Origin of the sequence: uncultured Pedobacter sp. (assembly GCF_913776295.1) — a bacterium.
Lineage (GTDB): Bacteria > Bacteroidota > Bacteroidia > Sphingobacteriales > Sphingobacteriaceae > Pedobacter.
Map to the genome: position 1 here is coordinate 97,316 of NZ_CAJYOJ010000078.1, position 19,060 is coordinate 116,375.

The 19,060-nt window shown below is 38.9% G+C and carries 19 protein-coding genes; 6 read left to right on the forward strand and 13 right to left on the reverse strand.

Annotated features, from left to right (window positions below; genetic code table 11):
* Positions 1–3 precede the first annotated feature (3 nt).
* The 5 genes from glp to QZ738_RS18175 form a co-directional block, all read right to left on the reverse strand.
* Positions 4–1,182 (reverse strand): gephyrin-like molybdotransferase Glp, encoded by a 1,179-nt coding sequence (glp, locus tag QZ738_RS18155; RefSeq protein WP_293789216.1) that lies wholly within the window; start codon positions 1,180–1,182, stop codon positions 4–6.
* 7 nt (positions 1,183–1,189) lie between these two features.
* Entirely contained in the window at positions 1,190–2,170 is a 981-nt protein-coding gene (gene moaA, locus QZ738_RS18160; protein WP_293789218.1) for a GTP 3',8-cyclase MoaA, read from the reverse strand.
* On the reverse strand, positions 2,167–2,757 hold the full coding sequence (locus QZ738_RS18165) for a nucleotidyltransferase family protein (protein WP_293789220.1): 591 nt from the start codon (positions 2,755–2,757) through the stop codon (positions 2,167–2,169). Before QZ738_RS18165 ends, moaA begins: the two co-directional genes overlap by 4 nt.
* A 13-nt stretch (positions 2,758–2,770) precedes the next feature.
* The gene (locus QZ738_RS18170; protein ID WP_293789222.1) at positions 2,771–3,874 is read right to left on the reverse strand and encodes an XdhC family protein; all 1,104 of its coding nucleotides are present in this window, start codon (positions 3,872–3,874) and stop codon (positions 2,771–2,773) included.
* A 179-nt stretch (positions 3,875–4,053) separates the two neighbouring features.
* Positions 4,054–4,284, reverse strand: coding sequence for a hypothetical protein (locus QZ738_RS18175; protein WP_293789223.1), 231 nt, complete (start codon positions 4,282–4,284; stop codon positions 4,054–4,056).
* Between the two features lie 185 nt (positions 4,285–4,469).
* On the opposite strand from QZ738_RS18175, the gene QZ738_RS18180 reads away from it, so the two are divergent.
* From QZ738_RS18180 to QZ738_RS18190, 3 genes are read left to right on the forward strand one after another with little or no spacing between them, the layout of a single operon-like run.
* Positions 4,470–5,060, forward strand: a complete 591-nt coding sequence (locus QZ738_RS18180) for a sigma-70 family RNA polymerase sigma factor (RefSeq protein WP_293789225.1) — start codon at positions 4,470–4,472, stop codon at positions 5,058–5,060.
* Positions 5,061–5,085: 25 nt separating this feature from the next.
* Entirely contained in the window at positions 5,086–5,340 is a 255-nt protein-coding gene (locus QZ738_RS18185) for a hypothetical protein (RefSeq protein ID WP_293789226.1), read from the forward strand.
* Positions 5,341–5,388: 48 nt separating this feature from the next.
* Positions 5,389–5,970 carry a peroxiredoxin family protein gene (locus tag QZ738_RS18190; protein WP_293789228.1) on the forward strand — a complete coding sequence of 194 codons (582 nt, stop codon included), beginning with the start codon at positions 5,389–5,391 and terminating at the stop codon, positions 5,968–5,970.
* A gap of 174 nt (positions 5,971–6,144) precedes the next feature.
* Here the strand turns inward: QZ738_RS18190 and QZ738_RS18195 are convergent, their stop codons facing one another.
* Positions 6,145–7,119, reverse strand: coding sequence for a Gfo/Idh/MocA family oxidoreductase (locus QZ738_RS18195; protein WP_293789230.1), 975 nt, complete (start codon positions 7,117–7,119; stop codon positions 6,145–6,147).
* 268 nt (positions 7,120–7,387) lie between these two features.
* Between QZ738_RS18195 and QZ738_RS18200 the strand changes: the two genes are divergently transcribed.
* A complete protein-coding gene (locus tag QZ738_RS18200; protein ID WP_293789231.1) occupies positions 7,388–7,585 on the forward strand; it encodes a hypothetical protein in 198 nt (65 codons plus the stop codon).
* Between the two features lie 179 nt (positions 7,586–7,764).
* Positions 7,765–8,475, forward strand: a complete 711-nt coding sequence (locus tag QZ738_RS18205) for an endonuclease/exonuclease/phosphatase family protein (RefSeq protein WP_293789233.1) — start codon at positions 7,765–7,767, stop codon at positions 8,473–8,475.
* A 20-nt stretch (positions 8,476–8,495) separates the two neighbouring features.
* Here the strand turns inward: QZ738_RS18205 and QZ738_RS18210 are convergent, their stop codons facing one another.
* From QZ738_RS18210 to QZ738_RS18220, 3 genes are all read right to left on the reverse strand, one after another.
* Positions 8,496–9,446 (reverse strand): alpha/beta hydrolase, encoded by a 951-nt coding sequence (locus QZ738_RS18210; RefSeq protein WP_293789235.1) that lies wholly within the window; start codon positions 9,444–9,446, stop codon positions 8,496–8,498.
* A gap of 134 nt (positions 9,447–9,580) precedes the next feature.
* Complete coding sequence (locus QZ738_RS18215; protein WP_293789237.1) at positions 9,581–11,110, reverse strand: glycosyltransferase family 39 protein; 1,530 nt, start codon at positions 11,108–11,110, stop codon at positions 9,581–9,583.
* Positions 11,111–11,794 (reverse strand): phosphatase PAP2 family protein, encoded by a 684-nt coding sequence (locus tag QZ738_RS18220; protein ID WP_293789239.1) that lies wholly within the window; start codon positions 11,792–11,794, stop codon positions 11,111–11,113.
* A 238-nt stretch (positions 11,795–12,032) separates the two neighbouring features.
* Here QZ738_RS18220 and QZ738_RS18225 point away from each other — a divergent pair, with 238 nt between their 5' ends.
* Positions 12,033–12,263, forward strand: coding sequence for a hypothetical protein (locus QZ738_RS18225; protein WP_293789240.1), 231 nt, complete (start codon positions 12,033–12,035; stop codon positions 12,261–12,263).
* 173 nt (positions 12,264–12,436) lie between these two features.
* Here the strand turns inward: QZ738_RS18225 and QZ738_RS18230 are convergent, their stop codons facing one another.
* The 4 genes from QZ738_RS18230 to QZ738_RS18245 form a co-directional block, all read right to left on the reverse strand.
* The gene (locus QZ738_RS18230; protein WP_293789241.1) at positions 12,437–13,501 is read right to left on the reverse strand and encodes a sensor histidine kinase; all 1,065 of its coding nucleotides are present in this window, start codon (positions 13,499–13,501) and stop codon (positions 12,437–12,439) included.
* A gap of 246 nt (positions 13,502–13,747) precedes the next feature.
* The gene (locus QZ738_RS18235) at positions 13,748–14,494 is read right to left on the reverse strand and encodes a LytTR family DNA-binding domain-containing protein (RefSeq protein ID WP_293789243.1); all 747 of its coding nucleotides are present in this window, start codon (positions 14,492–14,494) and stop codon (positions 13,748–13,750) included.
* Between the two features lie 304 nt (positions 14,495–14,798).
* Positions 14,799–17,942, reverse strand: coding sequence for a CusA/CzcA family heavy metal efflux RND transporter (locus QZ738_RS18240; protein ID WP_293789245.1), 3,144 nt, complete (start codon positions 17,940–17,942; stop codon positions 14,799–14,801).
* A gap of 28 nt (positions 17,943–17,970) precedes the next feature.
* Positions 17,971–19,059: an efflux RND transporter periplasmic adaptor subunit gene (locus QZ738_RS18245; RefSeq protein WP_293789247.1), complete on the reverse strand. Its 1,089-nt coding sequence runs from the start codon at positions 19,057–19,059 to the stop codon at positions 17,971–17,973.
* Position 19,060 lies beyond the last annotated feature (1 nt).

The following is a 19,060-nucleotide window of genomic DNA, read 5'->3' on the forward strand; positions in this document are numbered from 1 at the left end:
GGTTTAGCCCGGTAAAATCAATACGGTTATCATTTCGTTTTCTTTGAATTGATCTTTTGCTTCATCAAGGCAGATGAGGCAATTGGCCTGCGCGAAAGAGCTTAATCGGTAAGATTCCTGCGCGTGAAGTGGAGTAACCAGTCCATTTTCATATTTACCTTTCAGAAAATGTGTTAGCCCCAAAGGTTTAGTATAATCATGAGTAAGCCTGGCCTCAATAGCTATTACATTGTTGCTTTGATGAGATAAAGCTTTAATTGCCGGCAATACATAATTATAATAACAACTGAGTACGGATGAAGGATTGCCGGGGAGTCCGAATATGAGTTTTTGATCCTTTGTTCCAAAAAAAAGCGGTTTGCCAGGTTTCTGTTTCACTTTATGGAAAATCTGTTTGATGCCACAACGTGAAGCTGCGTCAATTACAAAATCATAATCGCCTACACTTACGCCGCCTGTAAGCAGTACAATATCGCTGTTCGTCAGTGCAGTTTGTAATACTTTTTTAAGGATATCAAGGTTGTCATCGGATGCGCAAACTTCAATTTGTTCGATACCTTCCTGTTTTAAAGCAGCAGACAGCGAATAAGAATTTGATTCGTACACCTGCCCAAATCCCAAAACCTCCCCGGGTTGTTGTAATTCCTTTCCTGTTACAATAATCGAGATTTTGGGCATGGGATAAACACTAACTTTATTTATGCCGATCCCGGCCAGAAAGCCAATAGCTGCAGGACTAAGAAAATTACCTTGTTCCATTGCCAATGCCCCAGCCTTAATTTCCGAACCCTGGTCCCGTACATTTAATCCTATTTTTAAATCCGGATCATGTAAGGTGATTTTTCCATCTATTCTCTTGACTTTTTCCTGCATTACAACGGTATCGGCACCTGTAGGTAGCGGAGCACCGGTAAATATCCTGCTGGTTTCTCCATTTTGTATAATGATTTTGGTCGTTGTTCCGGCAGCCATTTCGCCAATTAAGCGGAGTTCTTGTGCATGATCTTCAAACTTTAATGCATAACCATCCATTGACGATTGGTTAAATGCCGGGATGTCGTATTTTGCATAAACATTGGCCGCAAGAACATGTCCCGATGCGTTTGCCAGATCAACTGAAATGGGATTTAGCGTAATGATGTTTTGAGAAATTAGATGTTTTGCTTCTTTAACGCTAATCATGAAAATATTATCCTCCAATGGTAATCATACTTCTGTTTTGAATGGTAGTTACATCAATTTTTTCGAAATCACTTACCAACTGTCCGCCTAATGTTTTCTTTTTGCTCCAAATGGCCGATTGGATGAGTGGAACTACATCTTCATTTTGACGCAATTTGCTCAGCAGATCGGTTTCGCTATCCGAAAACAGGCAGTTTTTTAATTTTCCATCCGCAGTCAGGCGCATGCGGTTACAGGTGTTACAAAAAGGATGGGTCATGGTGCTGATAACGGCAAAGGAACCTTCGTGGCCAGGAATCATGTAACTTTTGGCCGTATCATGAGCTTCGCCCTTAACAGGTAATATCGAAAAATCTTTTTCAATCACAGCCAGTATTTCACCCAAAGAAAACACCTGGTTGCCCGTCCATTTATTACCACTAAAAGGCATAAATTCAATAAACCTGACCTGGATGGGATTAAATTTGGTCCAACTGATGAAATCGTTGATCTCATTATCGTTAAGGCCTTTCATCACAACCATATTTATTTTTACCTTTATTTTATGTTGCAAAAGAAGTTCGATATTGCTGCGTATCTGATGGAAAACATCCCGTCTGGTGATCATAAAAAACTTTTCAGGTTGTAAGGTATCCAGACTGATGTTAATGGTTTTAATGCCCGCTTCTTTTAATACGGGCAACATTTCAGCAATGCGGGTTCCGTTTGTGGTCATCACCAGTTCTACCGGAAGTTTGCCCAGCGCCGCCATAATTTGGGCTGCATCCTTTCTTACCAAAGGTTCGCCACCGGTAAGCCTGATTTTTTTTACGCCGTTGGCCACGAAAATCTCCGCCAGTTTGATAATTTCGTTGGTTTGCATGAGTCGCGACGAAGGAGTAAAATCGTACTCTTCTTCGGGCATGCAATAAAAACAGCGAAAATTACAGTTATCGGTAAGCGATATCCGCAGGTAATCGTGTATTCTTCCAAAAGAATCTGTTATCATCGCCGGCTAATTAAATGATTATAATCTGTTTCTGTATCAATATCAATCCCTCCCCACTCAAAAACCACTGTTTCCAGATCTTCTGAATATTGTTTTAATATATTTTTTGCTCCCTCTGCGCCTTTGAGCAATAAAAGCGCTTCAAAATAGTTTTTTTTGAAAAGAACAGGGGTTCCTATTGCATTGTTGTACGTACTGGCAATAATATTTTTACCTGTTTCTTTCTGCTTTTCAATTAAGTTATTAAAGTTACTCTTTTTTATAAAAGCCTGGTCGGCCACAGCAATAATAATACATTCTACATCGCTATTGTTTTTGATTAAGGTAGATAAGCCAGCAACAATACTTGAGCCCATTCCGCTTTCCCAGCTTTCATTTATAACAATTTTGATTTCATTGTGCCTGTGGTGTTCAGCAATTTCTTTTGCGTATGCGCCTAAAACAGTAATAACGGGTTTGCAATCTGTTGCTAAAGCTTCATCAATTACTGTTTGTAAGAGTGTTTTTCCTTTATAATCCAAAAGCTGTTTTGGTTTTCCCAAACGGGAGGAATTGCCCGCTGCCAAGATGATGATGCCCGTTTTCAATGCTCATTACAATTTATTCGTAAACATGAATCGGTTTTTTCTTATCTTTTAAAAACATAACCGAAGCACCGGTAAATACAGATTTGATCTCTGCCAGGATAGAAATACCAATTTCTGCTGCAGTTTCTGCACCAATATCAAGCCCGATCGGACCATGCACCCGCATTTCATTTTCGGCTGTTGCCAAATTCAGTTCATCTAACATCCTGAGCAGCTTTTGCCTTGGCCCTAAAGTACCCACATATGGTGCGTTTGTACCTAACAGATAATGAAGCAGTTTGAGATCATAATTGTAATTATGTGTCATGAGTACGAAAGCCGTTTGATCATCTATATGAATATGAGAAAAAAGGCTTTCCGGTTTACTCACTAAAATTCTGGTTGCATTTGGAAAACGTTGAGGTGTAGCATGTGTTGGCCTGCCATCGATTACCGTTACTTCCCAACCCAACTGGTCAGCCATTTCTGCCAAAGGCTGTGCATCATTGCCTGCACCGGCTATCATTAATGAAAGGGGTGGTTTTATAAATTCCAAAAAGGCGTCAATCTGCTGATTGTTTTGTTTATAAACATTAAAGGAAGAAGTTTTATTTTCAAAAATTTCCCGGATATCTTCAATTACTTCATCGCTGATTGATTCTGGGATTTTAGAAAGAACAGGTTCATTTCTGAAAAGCATCCCTGTACCCAGTTGATGCCTGTTGCTCAATGAAAAAAATGTTGCCAATACAGCACTTTCCCTTTTGCTTTTCAAAGCAGTTAAAATAGCCATTGGATTTAACTTATCCGTTTCTATAATCGGTTCGAACAAGATATGGATAATGCCATTACAGCCCAGCTGGACACCAAATTTGGCATCATCTTCATCAGTGGTATCATAAGTGATAAGCTTATTTTCCTGTTGTACGATCGCTGAAAGTGCTTTCCGAAGAGCATCTCCCTCTAAGCATCCACCGCTAATGGCACCTGTTAACTGGCCATCTTCAGTAATGAGCATCCTGGCGCCGGGTCTGCGATAGGCAGAACCTTCTACCTTAACTACAGTTGCCAGAGCAGTTTTTCTATTTTCTTTAGTCGCCTTTTGGTATGCCTTTACAATATCGGTAATTTCTTTCATTAGGAATCGATGCAATAGAAGAGGCAATGTAATGATAATCTATTATAAATTGGTTAAAGCTATAAGGGAAGCTGCAAACTTTAAAGTATTGTGACTGGCAACCTTGCCGTAAGATGTTACCATCTGACGGATAAAATGAAAGCTGATGATCTTGAATAACAGAAATCTAAATGCTGTGGTTAAAAAGGCGCTGAATGAAAAACCTCAAGATTGGTACAATGTAAACCAATGCTGTTGAAGAGTTCAGTAATTTCTTTTGTCCAATCTTTTGTCGAATCTACCCGAAGAATTTTATCGGCATCCCACAAATCAATATTCCATTTAATTTCTTTGAAGTGGCTGTTTAGCAACGGACTGATTACGCTTAATTCGCTGTCTGTAGATACATTTGTTTTGAAAACGGCTATCATAAAGATAATTTTTAGGTTTGTTATGAGCTGTAGACGGACAACTTTAAAAATTACTTTACATCGAAGTGATTTTTTTAAATTTTCGGGCAATCGGTCAATAAACCGCTTAAAAAGTCTGAAATAAACTGTAAGGATATTTCAATTTTTACGACTAACATTATATTTATAGGAGTTAATACTAAAATATGCAAGACGAAACCGATAAGCAAGATGTGGTTCATAACCTCCATTTGCATCCATTAAGCTGGGTGGAAAAATATGCCGATTACCTGTTTGGCTTCGCAATGTCGAGAACGAGGGATGAAAATACAGCTAAAGATTTAGTCCAGGATACCTTTTTGGCAGCTTTGCAGAAGATAGATGAATTTAAGGGCAACAGTAAAGAAAAAACATGGCTAACTGCAATTCTTAAAAACAAAATAGCCGATTTTTATCGAAAGCGTTCAGGTAACGGCTTAACGGTAGCGGGTACCGCAGGTGAATTGAGTGATTTTTTTGATCGAGCATCAGGGCATTGGACCGGAAAAAATTATCCGAGAGCATTTGGTTTAGAAACGTCTAATCCGCTAATGATGAAAGAACTGGGAAATGTATTGAATGATTGCCTGACCAAACTTCCTGGTTTATGGTTTTCCGTGTTTTCAATGAAACATATGGACGATCTTGCCTCAGAAATGATCTGTAAAGAATTGAAGCTTACCAATGCTAATTTTTGGGTAATTATGCACCGGACGAAAACTAACCTAAGAGCCTGTCTTGAAAAAAACTGGAATTAATATGATGTGGGCACTAAAAAATATAATGAACAATTGCAGGAGGGCCACTTTTTTAACTGAAAAGAAAATAGCCGGAAAAATTACCACAATAGAGCGCATACAGTTGAATTTTCATTTGGCTGCTTGCCCTTTATGCAGGATTTATCTGCAACAAAGTGTATTGATTAATGAAGCCTTTGTAAGCTTTCAGCATACTAGCTTTACATTGGATGATGCCTTTAAGAAAAAATTAATCGAAAAAATTGAATTGGAAATAAAAAAAAATAATTTTTTGCTGTAAGGTTAATGCTTTAAGTTCGACTAAGGGATAAAAAATATAAAAACATAAATGAAACAAACTATTTTAATTGCAGCAATAGCCGTTGTGCTATCGTTACAAACAAAGGCACAACAGGGTTTGAAAGCGGGTGATAAAGCTCCGGGGTTTAGTGGAGTAGATCAACACGGCAAAACAGTGACCTTACAAAATGCACTCAAGGCGCACCGCAATGTGGTATTATTTTTTTACCGCGGGCAATGGTGTCCTTATTGCAATAAACACATTAAGGAACTTCAGGACTCATTAAACTTGTTAACCGAGAAGGATGCTTGTGTTATAGGTGTTACACCCGAAACAAAAGATAATATCGCCAAAACCGTAACAAAAACAAGGGCTGGTTTTTCTATCCTTCAGGATAAAGACGACGATATTATGAAAGCCTACCATGTTAACTTTGTTATGGACGAAGCAACATTTACAAAATATAAGGGGTATGGGATAAACTTAGAAGAAAACAACGGGAATACCAGGCATACGCTGCCAGTACCAGCAACATATATTATTGATCGTTCGGGGAAAATTAAATATGTGCATTTCGATCCCAATTATCAAAAAAGGGCTTCCGTAAGGCTTTTGCTTTCGAAACTTTAGGCCAACTTGGTATTAATACCTCTTCGGAAAGGGATAAAGTTAGTATGCCAATTAATTATTGTTGAGTTATTACAACCGTTCGATATTCAAATGGCTATTGATAAAGGTTGTCAGCATCAATGGATCTTGCCATGGTTAAATGATTAACATCTCATTGTAACATGTGTATTCGCTTTACTTACGGGTAAAATCATCCATTAATTTCATGGTAATTAAGGCATCCTCACCACTACATGGATTTGGTCCTTTATCTAAAAAATAATCAACTACCTTTTCGATCATGGGTTGTTGCACGTGCGCTAAAGGCTCAAATGTATATTCATCGGTTTTTTGATCGGTTGTAACCGTAATCTTATTCCCAAAAACGGAGAACCTGATCTGACCTTGGGAACAATAGATGATACAGCTATCGGCCTGGTCTTGTGGCGCTACAGAGAAACACCAGTTGCCGCTGAAAATAACTCCGCTTTCAAAGAGAATATTCCCTACAACAAGATCATCAGCTTTAGTATTTTCCTGTTGCCTGGTGGCCAGGCCCATGGCGTTTCTTACTGCGCCGAAATAGTAAGTCATCAGGTCTAATTGATGTGGTGCCAGATCATGAAACAAACCACCACCAGAAATAGCTGGGTTAATCCGCCAATTATCGGTTGTTTTTGCAACGAGAGCCGGATTAGGCGATTGAAGCATTTTTAACCGGACAAAACGTACATCGCCGATCAAATGTGTATCTAACAGCGCTTTAATTTTTAAAAACATGGGTTGAGCACGCCGATAATGTGCTACACAAAGCTTTACTTTTAATTTGTTGGCGGTATCAGTCATGCGTTGGGCAGATGCAGCATCAAGAGTCATTGGTTTCTCCACATATACCGGCTTTCCTGCTTTTAGGGCCTGAATAGTGTAAGCTTCATGTGATAATGGTGGAGTAGCAATATAAATGGCATTCACCTCCGGATCGTTAATCAGTTGATCCGCATCATCATACCATTTAGGTACATGATGCCGTTGAGCATAATCAGCAGCTTTTGCACCGTTCCGGCGCATTACCGCAACGAGTTTGGACTGGTTTACCTTATTAAAAGCAGGTCCGCTTTTAACTTCGGTCACATCTCCGCAGCCAATAATGCCCCATCTGATTTCTTTCATTTTATTTGATTTTAAGAGGCTGAATTTAAAATATTTTCAGATCAATCTTCTGATAGACAATTTTGTAAAAAAAAAGGGATTCACTTTGAGTGTGATCCCTAATCAACTAACCAAACAAATCTATTCCGGAAACCACGCCGGAATCAATGTATAAACGAGAGAACGAGGGGATTGTTTTAAAATATTTGTCTTTTTTTATTTTTTCAAAAACGGAAAAAATAAAATGAGTTAATCTGAAATTCATCTCTGCTTTTTTTAGCTTTGTGTTATGCAAAACCTGTCAGAAAAGCTTCAAATCGATCTTATAGAACTTAAGGCAAAGTACGCCTTTATCATGGAAGAGCTTGAAGTAACATTCGCAGAAGCTTATTTAGCGAAATTACAAGCCAAACAACGGCTGGCCGAGCAAATGATGATAGAGATGGAACGCATACTAACCGGAGAGGCCGGCGCGCATGAAAATTGATCTGTTGGGATAATGAGATCAGTTTCTGATATTGACCTTAACGAAGTCTGCTTTTATTTATGAGTTCAATCAAAATGAAATTATACGCTTTTTTAATCTTAAGTATTTGTTTTTTAGGTGCTTGTTCATTTAAAATCAACAAGCAGGTTGAATCCAAACGCAGTAGAATATTGCGTGTTATGTCTTATAATATTCACCATTGCAATCCGCCATCAAAACAGAAAGAAGGCCTGATCGATGTTGATGCCATTGCCAGGGTAATCGCAAAGCAAAAACCAGATCTGGTAGCCTTGCAGGAGGTAGATGTGAACACCAAAAGATCGGGTAATGTTAACCAGGCTGTTTTACTGGCAACCCAATTGAAGATGAATTTCTATTTTGGCAAAGCAATTGAACATGATGGGGGCGATTATGGCGTAGCCATTTTATCACGTTTTCCTTTATCTGAACAACAGACTTTTAAGCTGCCCAAAAATAATGAAGCCAAAGCAGAGCAAAGGGTTTTGGCTATTGCAACAATAAAAATTGCCGACGGGCTTTTTGTCCGTTTTGCTTCTACCCATCTTGATGCACAACGTTCTGAAGATAATCGTATCCTTCAGGCTAAAGAGATCAACCGGTTAACCGCAAAAGAAACCTTACCTCTAATTCTTGCCGGTGATTTAAATGCTGAGCCAGGTGCAGAACCTGTTAAGATATTTGATTCAAGTTTTACCAGAACATGTAGCGATTGTGGTTTTACCATTCCGGTGGTTAACCCGCGGAAGACCATTGATCATGTTGGTTTTAAAACCGGAAGTCCTTTTAAAATTGTTTCCCACGAGGTTATTCCCGAACGTTATGCCTCAGATCATTTGCCGATCATTGCCCTGCTCGAACTGGAAAAGTAAGAGAAACGAGATGACTTAGGCTACCTTTTTATTAAAGCAGGGGGAATGTTAAACGTGGGTTTTTTGTCCGCATCTTTAAAATCTACTTCCATAAAGTAGCGTTTGTGTTTAATAATGTAATTGTCTATAAACCAGAGGATATCAGGTAAGTTTTCAACCATTGGCGAACCGGCTATTTCATGGCCCATGTTTTGCACATACTGGAAATAATAGGGGTAGTCATTTTTTTTAAAGGTTTTGGCAAGATATTTTGACCCAAAAAAGCCTCTGTTTAACAATCTTACTTTATTGTACGGTACAAGTTTATCGGCCGTGCCGTGGAAAAGCATTGTGGGTGCTGGTGCTATGGCATATTTTGGGGCACCACGATAACTTAATATTGCCCCGGCAAAAGAAATCACACCTTTGTATTGAAAATTTCCTGGTAACTTGGCAGATAATGCAGTGGCATTCCGCTTGTTATAGTCGGTATGCAGTGCCGTAATGGCGCCCGCACTTGATCCTGATAGGATGATCATGGCTGTATCGATACCCAGGTCTTTAGCATTTCTGATCAAATAAGCTGTTGCATCAAAAACATCTGCTGTAGCGGTATCGATTGCCGCTTTTAAGTTAGCGGTATTAAACGGACCTGGAAATTTCTTTCCCTTTAGGCCCAATCGATAATCAACTGAAACTACCTTGTATTGATGTGCAATTAGCGCGTTAAAATACTGATCGAATAGTTTGCTATCTCTGCGTCCCATTACAAAACCACCGCCAAATATGAAAAGCACTGTTGGTTTGGTTTCTGTTATTTTTCCACTATAATAAATATCCAGTTTCAGTGAGCCGGAATCCGTTTTTGAAAATACTTTAGTGTCTAAATGAAAGTTCTTATCCTGGAGTATAATTTGTCCGCTTGAAGATAGAGAACTGAAAAAAAGTACCAGAAAAAGCGAGCTTAGCGGATATATTTTATTATTGCACATCGTTTATTATGAGAATGAGATTTGCTATCAGCCATCGGATCAGCTTTTCTATGCTAATTTATTGCTTTTTTAGCTGATGTGCAATTAATATACAAGATATACATCAAGAGTTTGCTGTTATAATCGCTATTATGTTATTTTTTATAGCCATTTAACTTAAATAATAAAATGTTTTTGCATACAGCGCCATTTCTGAAAATGGGAAGGATGATTGGTGATGTACAACGCTTAAATTGAGACCTGACAAAACTGATGCTGTTTTCATCGTAAAGATTAGAAGGTAGAATGTAATACGCATTGTCGCCCGCTGTTAATTTTGGTTTGCTTTGGTTAGACCAGTAATATTCATGAAGATCGAATATTTCTCCAATGCCATAAGTATGCAAACCAGTTTTGCAGCCAACATAAAAATCTAAATGGGCTGCAGGAAACCATTTTGTAACTACAATGGTATGGACTGGTTTGTTCTTTGCTAATAACTGATCCACGTAATAAATGGAATCAATCATTTTCCCCGTTTCCTTCCAGCCGTATAAATCCAGAGTGGGATCGCCGGTACCCAATTGTATAGCATCTTTATGTGTTGAAAATGTACCTTTATAAAAATTAATCGCAAATAGCCCCGTACACACCACCAGTAAGAAAAACAGTAGCCCTGCGCCCATAACGGTTTTTACTTTTGGCAGGCTAAAAGATTCCAGTTTCAATGCAGAAAGAAATATTAAACAGCTGTATGCCGGACCAGACCAGTGCGGTAAAGTATCTCTGAAAATGGAAAGAAAAACAAGCGTTACAATAAGTGGAAGTGCGCAATACACTAATAATTGTATTTCGTTCTTATGATGTTGATTTTTGGTTTTGATGAAATTAAAAACGGCCATCCAGGCCAGAATGGAAACAACGGGATTGTTGTAAAATAGTTGTCCGCCGATTTCTCTGGCAAAAGCTAACGGGTTTAAACCGGCATGGAACAAACTAACCCGGTTGCTGTGGTAGGTATAAGTAATAAAATGATTCCGGATGTTCCAGATGATCACAGGCGATATTATAATTAAGCTGATGAGCATAGCAATATAAATGCCCTTTTGTACCCATAATTTCCTATCGCTCACCATCGCGAAGAGGATAATACCCACCCATAAATAAACACCATGGATCTTACACATCATGCAAAGCCCTGCAGCCAGCCCAAACCAGCACCAGAGGTTTAAAGTAGGTAAACCTTGTTTAGCGTATCTGATTATTTTGAGTAATAAAAAAATACTCCAAAGCCAGAAAACCATTTGCGGACTATCGGGCAATATAAATGTTCCGGCAATGATGCTGCAATAAAAAGACGATGAATAAAGTAAGACTGCATACCAGCCCACACGGTTGTTTAGGAGAAGTTTACCCGTTTGATATACGATGATAATACCAATTGTTGAAGATATTATGGCTCCAAGCCGGACTGCCAATTCGTTGTGGAGATATAAATCTGCGGTTGTTGTCCTGATCAGCCATGCTACGAATGGAGGATGGTCGAAATAATTCCATTGGAGATTTAAAGCATATGTCCAATAATATACCTCGTCATTTCCAAGCGCTGTTGTAGAGGCAATGATCAGTTTAATCAACGTCATTGCCATTATAAACAACCATAATTTACCAGGTATGTCTCTCATTTACCTGGAATTATGATGATTGGCCATTTTGAGTTGTTGATACCTTTTTCTGATCTGAGCTGATTTGAAGATTTTAAGATCGTATACCTGATGATAGCTTATAATTGCACAAATAATACCGGTTATTGCACCAAAAATTACGTCAACAAGGAAGTGTTGAGCCAGGTATATCCTTGAATAACCAACTGATAATGCTAAGAATAAGCAATAAAAAGAAATTTGCTTTTTCTTAAAAATCATGACCAATGCTGTTGCCAGCGCAAAAGCTGATGCAGTATGTCCTGATGGAAAAGAATTTTGATTGTGTGTGCTTAGCCCTTCAATAAAGTGGGTATAATGAAATAAGGTTTGCTCAAAAAAATATTTTGGCCTGGGCAGGTGAAATATTCTTTTCATAAGCTGAACAAGCAATCCGGAATAGATATAAGCAAGAGCTACTGTCATTGCTTTTTTCCTTTTTTGGAATAAAAGGAGGGCGATTGCTGCCAGAATACTGATTAAGCCATCTCCGAGATTAGTGAAATATTTGAAAAATATATCCAGCCATGTTGGATGGAACTGATTAAAAATCAGGAATCCATTTGTTTTCGAAAAGCTAAAATTAAAAATAACGGCCAGGAGCAGTATTGATGTTGCAGAAACGAAGTAATAGCGTAATCTGTTCAGTCTTTTTATGGTACGCATGAGTTTTTATTTATGCAAAACTATTAGCTGTACATGATCTGAAAGTTAAGCAAATATGATGTTTATTTCAGCGAAGGTTATTGGTAATTAGCAGTTTGATAAAAAACGCGGTTTCACGGTGTTGTAATCAATTGAATTTGAAAAGATCCTTCATTAACATTTTTTAATAAGTTAACACTGAACTGCTCATAACTTAAAACAGATTGTGTTGCTTTGCGGCCATAAAACTGAATTAATTATGCAGAGCAATCAGGTAAAAATCAGTCCAGACCTACAGCAGTTTATTGATAAATTTGAACCCAGCAAATTTAAATTAATACCCGGTGGTATCGAAATCAGGGGAATAAATGATATACACCGGAATATTGCACAAGCCAGAGAAATTATAGCAAGATTAAAGCTCCGTTTAATTGTTTCGCATAACGCCGAGATGCTTAGTTACAGAGGATTTGAGGTAAATAACCTTTAGTTTGCCTGAAAATGAGTCTTTAGAGAAAAATTTTGTGAAAATGGTATACGGTCTGATAATCTTGATTTACAGTGATGCAAGAAAACTGCACTGTAAATTTTAACGGCTAAGAACCAGATTAGCGGATACTTGTTTTAAATTCAAGCCTTATTTAGCTCTAATACTATACAGTCTTAATCGGTTTCAAGTAAGTTAATGGTGATGTGCACTTCAAAATACTTGCCTCTGAGATTTGAGGAGAGTGCGGCCTTTTGTGCATAAGTGTAAAGTAATCTCTGCCTGATATTTTCCAGACCTGTATGAAAACCAGTATCGTTGAGGCCGGTGTTAATCAGGTTACTTGTCTGGATACTAAAGAGGCCTTCCTGCAACGTGACTGTAATTTTTCCAGGATCTTCGGGCTGGCTAAGATTTCCGTGTTTAATCATGTTTTCGGTTAGGGAAAGTACAAGTAATGGAATTACCCTGGTCGATTCGATTTTCTGATCATAAACAAAGTCTACAAACAAGTCTGGCTGTTTAGTTCTGCAGAGCTGAAGAAGATTTTCCACCTGGCGGATTTCTGCTTCAAGTGGCATAATTTCCGGGCCATGTTCACATTCCAATGCATAACGCATCAGCTTAGAAAGATATCGCACCGCTTCTGCAGCACGCGGCTCACTTTTGTGGGTACTGTTATAAATATAGGTTAAGGTATTGAATAAGAAATGTGGATTAATTTGTGCTTTGAGATAGGCATTTTTGGCATTGGCCAATTCAAGTGTTATCTGTTTCTGCTTCAACATTTCTTCAATTGCTTTTTTTTCCAGCTCGGTTGTTCGGTTTTTCTGATGGATATAACTTTTGATAAAATAATATGCTGTTGAGAACAACATAAAGTAGATTCCACGCCAAAGTGTTGACGACATAAATTTCCAGTCTGTTAGCCTATTAATAGGAGCTATAGCAGATTTTGAAAGAAAATGGTCTGTATAGTATGCGATTACAGTATACGACAATATTTCAAGGATTGTTAGGATGATTATACTTAGGTAAGCAGGTTTTTGTGCTTTCAAACCTTTTCCCAGTACCCATTCAGCATGGATGTAGAAAAGTGTTATATTAATAATGTAGTGAATACAATAGCTTAATATAGTGGCATTTATTTTAAGAATTAAGGAGACCAGTATATATTCATAAAGAATGAAGGTAACCCATGCAATAATATGCCAGCGATAATTTCTGAGCCAGGTTTTCATTTTTTCTTTGGTTAAAATTTGGTTTCACAACAGTCAACATTTGCTTTGCGTAATATAGTCTTTTGACGGTTTTGAGGCGGCTAATTTTCGCTTATGAAAAAAATAGCAGACCTAAAAACGACCCGGAAAACTGTGTTTGTTTTCCGTTCACAAAAAGCAGCAAATATGCGCTTTCAAAAGAGTGATCCGACTACGAGTACAATGACTGTGATCACAACAATGACTACTCATTCAGATATGCAAATGTTAGTCCCTTAAACGTTTTGAGATCAGGGTTTGGTTTTCAACGTAATCCATAAACGCCTCTTTGTATTGTGGAGTCATGAGCACTTCATACTTGCCAAGGTCGATTTTATGCCCATTGATTTCCTTTACATAGGAGGTGTTTATCATGTATGATTTGTGAACGCGGTAAAAGTGCTCATTTTCCTGGAGTTTTTCTTCCATTTCCTTGATGGTCATGTACACAGAATAATCATTTGTTGGGGTGTAAATGTGTACATGGTTGTTTGAGCCCTGTAAGTATATGATATCCTTTTTGAGCACTTTGGTCAATCTGCCGCGTTCACCATTGGTTCGCAAGAAAAATGCCCCTTCATTTTCGTTTACAATGTGCTGTGCACCATAACACTCCGAAAGCACTTCATTAACAACTACTGCAAAATCTCCCATGTTGAAAGGTTTTAACAGGTAGTGTTTTGCCCTCACCTTAAAAGCTTCCAATGCAAATTCCGGGTAAGATGTGGTAAAAATAATATCATGTAACTTGTGCTTGAGGTTTTCAGCGAGCCTCAGGCCAGACATTGCCGGCATATCGATATCTAAAAAAATCAATTGTTTATTACGCTCTGTACTGATTTCACTAAGTGCTTCTATTGGTTTTGTAAAAACACGGTTAACCTTTAACCTGGGCATTTCTGCAATATGATCTTGCAAAATGTTAATTGCGGTAGGATCATCATCAATAATGATGCATGAGATAGGATTTTTCATTAAGATCAGTTTAAATTAGATAAAGGCAATTTAACAATTTATCCTTAAATGAAATAGTGAAATATTCAGAACATCATAAGCAAAATCTGAGCATAGTTTGATGCTGTTTTAGCAGAAGCAAAAACATACATCCAAGAGCGTTCGTGAAGGACATTAAGTTGCTTATTAGCTCAACCTTGCTGTCATTTCTAAAAGCTGTAAATAATTTTTCGAATTTTTTACCTACCGAAAAATCCTGGCAAGGGCTTTTAGCGATTTATCATTGCCTGGCATGATAAATCGCTGGTAAATCACCTCATCTGGTTTACATTTCTCTGTCATTGATCCGCACCGGCATCATTTTATCTACTTTTTTGCGGTACGACCAATAAAATACGATCGGATAAACAAAAAGATTAAACAAAGTATTGGTAATCAATCCGCCGATCACTACGATGGCTAATGGTTTTGAAGCCTCTGAGCCAATTCCGGTAGAAAGTGCTGCGGGCATCAAACCGATAGCGGCCATTAAAGCCGTCATCAATACGGGTCTGAACCTGCTGGCAATTCCATCGCGCATGGCATCGGTAAAAGTCCAGTTTGGATGGTATTTCAGTTCGGTGATGTTGGTTTTGAAACGGGTAATCAGAATTACACCGTTCTGCACACAGATGCCAAACAATGCGATAAAGCCAATCCCGGCAGAAATATTAAAGTTTACACCAGCAGCAAGGAGGGCTAAAATGCCACCAATCATAGCAAAAGGCACATTATTTAATACCAATAGCGCATCTTTGATGTTTCCAAAAAGCACAAATAGGATAAAAAAGATCAGTAATAAACTTACCGGAACGGCCTGCGATAACCTTGCAATAGCCCTTTGCTGGTTTTCAAAATCGCCAGCCCACTCCAGCTGATAACCCTGAGGCAATTTGATTTTTGCATTTACCTTTTGCTGTGCTTCGGCAATTACACTTCCCATATCCCTTCCGCGGATTGAGAATTTAATGGCCCCATAACGTTTATGTTTATCACGGTAAATCATACTTGGCCCCGTAATCTTACTGATGCTTGATATTTCGCCTAATTGAACATTTGAACCGGAAAGGGTTGGTACACGTAATTTACCGATCGAACTTTCATCGTTTCTAAAATCTTCAGGATAACGGATAATGAGATCAAATTTACGTTCGCCTTCATAAATTTGTGTGGCGGATTTACCGCCAATGGCCATTTCAATTACGGCATTGGCATCTGCAGTACTTACCCCATATAAAGCCATTTTTTTCTGATCGAGGTTGATCTGCAGTTCGGGCTGGCCAAGATTTCTTAAAATACCCAGATCTTCGATACCATCAACCGTTTTTAAAATATTTTCTATTTTCTCCTCTTCCTGTTCAATGTATTCAAAGTTTTCCCCAAACAATTTTACCACAATGGAACCCTTTACACCCGAAACCGCTTCTTCTACGTTATCTGAAATGGGTTGAGAAAAATTGAGGCTGATACCAGGAAAACTCTTTAATTTCTCCTGCATGCGTTCAATCAGCTGTTCTTTGCTTTGTTTACGTTTCCATTCTTTCCGCGGATAGATATCCACATGAAACTCCATGTTATAGAAACCGGTAGCATCCGTTCCATCGTTCGGACGGCCGGTTTGCGACATCACCTGTTTTACTTCCTCAAAACTTAAAAAGATTTTCCTCATCTCGTTTGAAAGTTTTTTGGTTTCATCCAACGATATACTCAAAGGCCCGGTAGCACGAACATAAATGGAACCTTCATCCAAACTGGGAAGGAATTCGGTACCCAAAAATTTAAAACTGATAGCACCTAAAAGCAGTACAACAATAGAGAGGCTAAAAACAAGCCTCTTTTTTTTGAAACAGCTATCATAAAATCTGAGGGTTGCTTTGGTAATCCACTCTAAAAAGATGTTATGTTTCTCTTTTACATTTTTTTTCAAAAGTACGCTGGCCATAGCAGGAACTAAGGTAAAGGTCAAAATTAGCGCACCCAGTAAGGCAAAACTTAAAGTCCAGGCCAATGGAGAGAACATCTTACCTTCAACTTTTTCAAAAGTAAAAATGGGTAGTAAACCAGTAATAATGATTAGTTTAGCAAATAAAATTCCCTTTCCGTTTTCGAGACTGGCTTTTTTAATAAAACCGAGTTTGCTCATTTTATTGAACTTTTCCATACCCAGTTTTTTGGCCTGGGCATCTAATACCACAAAAATTCCTTCAACCATCACCACAGCACCATCTATAATAATTCCGAAGTCGATGGCACCCATGGAAAGCAGGTTAGCCGGCATACCTTTCAGTTTAAGGCAGATAAAAGCAAAAAGCAGGGCCAATGGGATAATAATCGAGACGATCAGGGTAGTGCGCCAATCGGCCATGAAAAGAAATACAATCAGGGTAACAAACAAAATTCCTTCCAGCATGTTGCCCATTACTGTGTGTACAGAATAATTGACCAGGTCTTCCCGGTCATAAAATGGTTTGATTTTTACATCGTCTGGCAAAATGCTGCTGTTGATGGTATTGATCTTGTCTTTTAATCTCGCGATTACCTCAGAAGGATTACCACCTTTTCTCATCACGATAATGCCTTCTACCACATCCGGATCCCGATCGCGGCCAACCTGACCCAATCTTGGCAGGGCAGATTCGGCTACATCAGCAATGGTCTTGACATAAATAGGTGTGCCATTAATGTTGTCAACTACTACATTTCTGATTTCGTCGATATTGTTGAGTACGCCTATACCCCGTACCACGTAGGCCTGTCCGCTCTGCACAATCACGTCACCACCCACATTGATATTGCTTTTCGATACCGCTTCGAAAAGTTCGGTTGCACTTACACCGTATTGAATTGCCTTCTGCGGATCGACTGTGATCTGGTAGGTTTTAACCTCTCCACCAAAGCTCACTACATCGGCAATGCCCGAAACGGATAAGAGTTCGCGCTGGATTACCCAATCCTGTAAGGTTTTTAACTCCCTGGCCGATTTCGTATCACTTGTTAAGGTATAGCGGAAAATTTCTCCGGTTGGTCCATATGGCGGCTGCACTTCAGGGCTGATCCCTTCTGGCAGGTCGGCTTCATCCAGATGATTATTTACCTGAACACGTGCCTCGGCATAATCTACATCATCTTCAAAACTAACCTTGACGATGGATAAGCCAAACAGGGAGGAAGACCGGATGCTGGTCCGCTTCTCGGTGGGGTTCATGGCAATTTCCAATGGTCGGCTCACAAATTTTTCTACCTCTTCGGCACTACGTCCCGGCCATTGGGTTATAATGGTAATGTTGGTATTGGTTACATCAGGGAAAGCATCAATTGTAGTATGTTTGAAGCTTAAATAGCCGGCAAGTATTAAGATAAAAGTGGCAAAAAAGATGAAATATTTATTCTTCAGTGCAAAGCCAATAATGCTTTTTATGAATTTATTCATTTTTAAAATCTAGGATGATGAAAAGAAATTATTGAGTTTTCAGGCTTTCGAACAGGAAAACCTGTTTGGAGGCAATAATGCGGTCGCCAGCCTGCACACCTTTACTGATGTAGATTTTGTCTGCAGTTTTACGGCCAATTTCGATTTCCCGGATCTTCACTTTATGATCCTGCCCCAAAACGAGTACATAGTTCTTGTTTTCATCGAAAATTACCGCCCTTGCGTTTAAAACGGGAAGATCAACTGCGGAATTCGCGGAAACCTTTACCGTTCCAAGCATGCCTGGTTTGAGCAAAAATCCCGGATTTGGGATCACAACCCTGGCATTCATTACTTTACTGTCCTGATCAACCTGGTTATATAATTTCTCTATTTTTCCTTTAAAAACCTGGTTTGGATAGGACAGGGTTGATAAACTCACCTCATCACCCGCTTTAACCCGTGAAATATCCGATTCGTAAATATTGATCATGGCCCAAACATTGGATAGATCGGCAATAGTGAAAAGGCTTTTGTCGTTATCGCCACGCAACTGCATGTTCTGCGTCACATTTTTTTCGATCACAAAACCGCTAACCGGCGATTTAATCGCGTACAATCCTGTACTGCTACCACCGTTGAGTGTTAATACGGAACTGGCCCTTTTTGCCTCTGCTTTTTTGATCTGATAGTCATTTTTGGCCTCTTCCAGTTCTTTGGCTGATGATAAGCCACTTTGGAAAAGTTGTTCGGCCTGTTTTACGGCTCTTTCTGCATTTTTAAGTTCGGCATTTGCGGCTATCACATCTTTATCGAAACCTGCCATTTCCGAACTGTTGAGCGTAGCCAGTGTCTGTCCGCTCGAAACCTGATCGCCCAACCTTACCGCAATATGGTTTACCGTTCCACTTACCATAGGGAAAAGTTCCGATCTTCGTTCTTCATTTGCAGTAATTTTAGCCGAAAACATCAGTTCGGTTTTGCCATTTGCCTGTTGCACCGTATCAATGAGTAATCGGCTGATCAAAGAATCGGTAATGGCAAATTTATCATTTGTTACGGCCGTTTTGTGTTCGCTACAAGCCAATAACAAACTGGTTGCAGTAATGATTACGGTATATTTATAAAGATTTTGCATG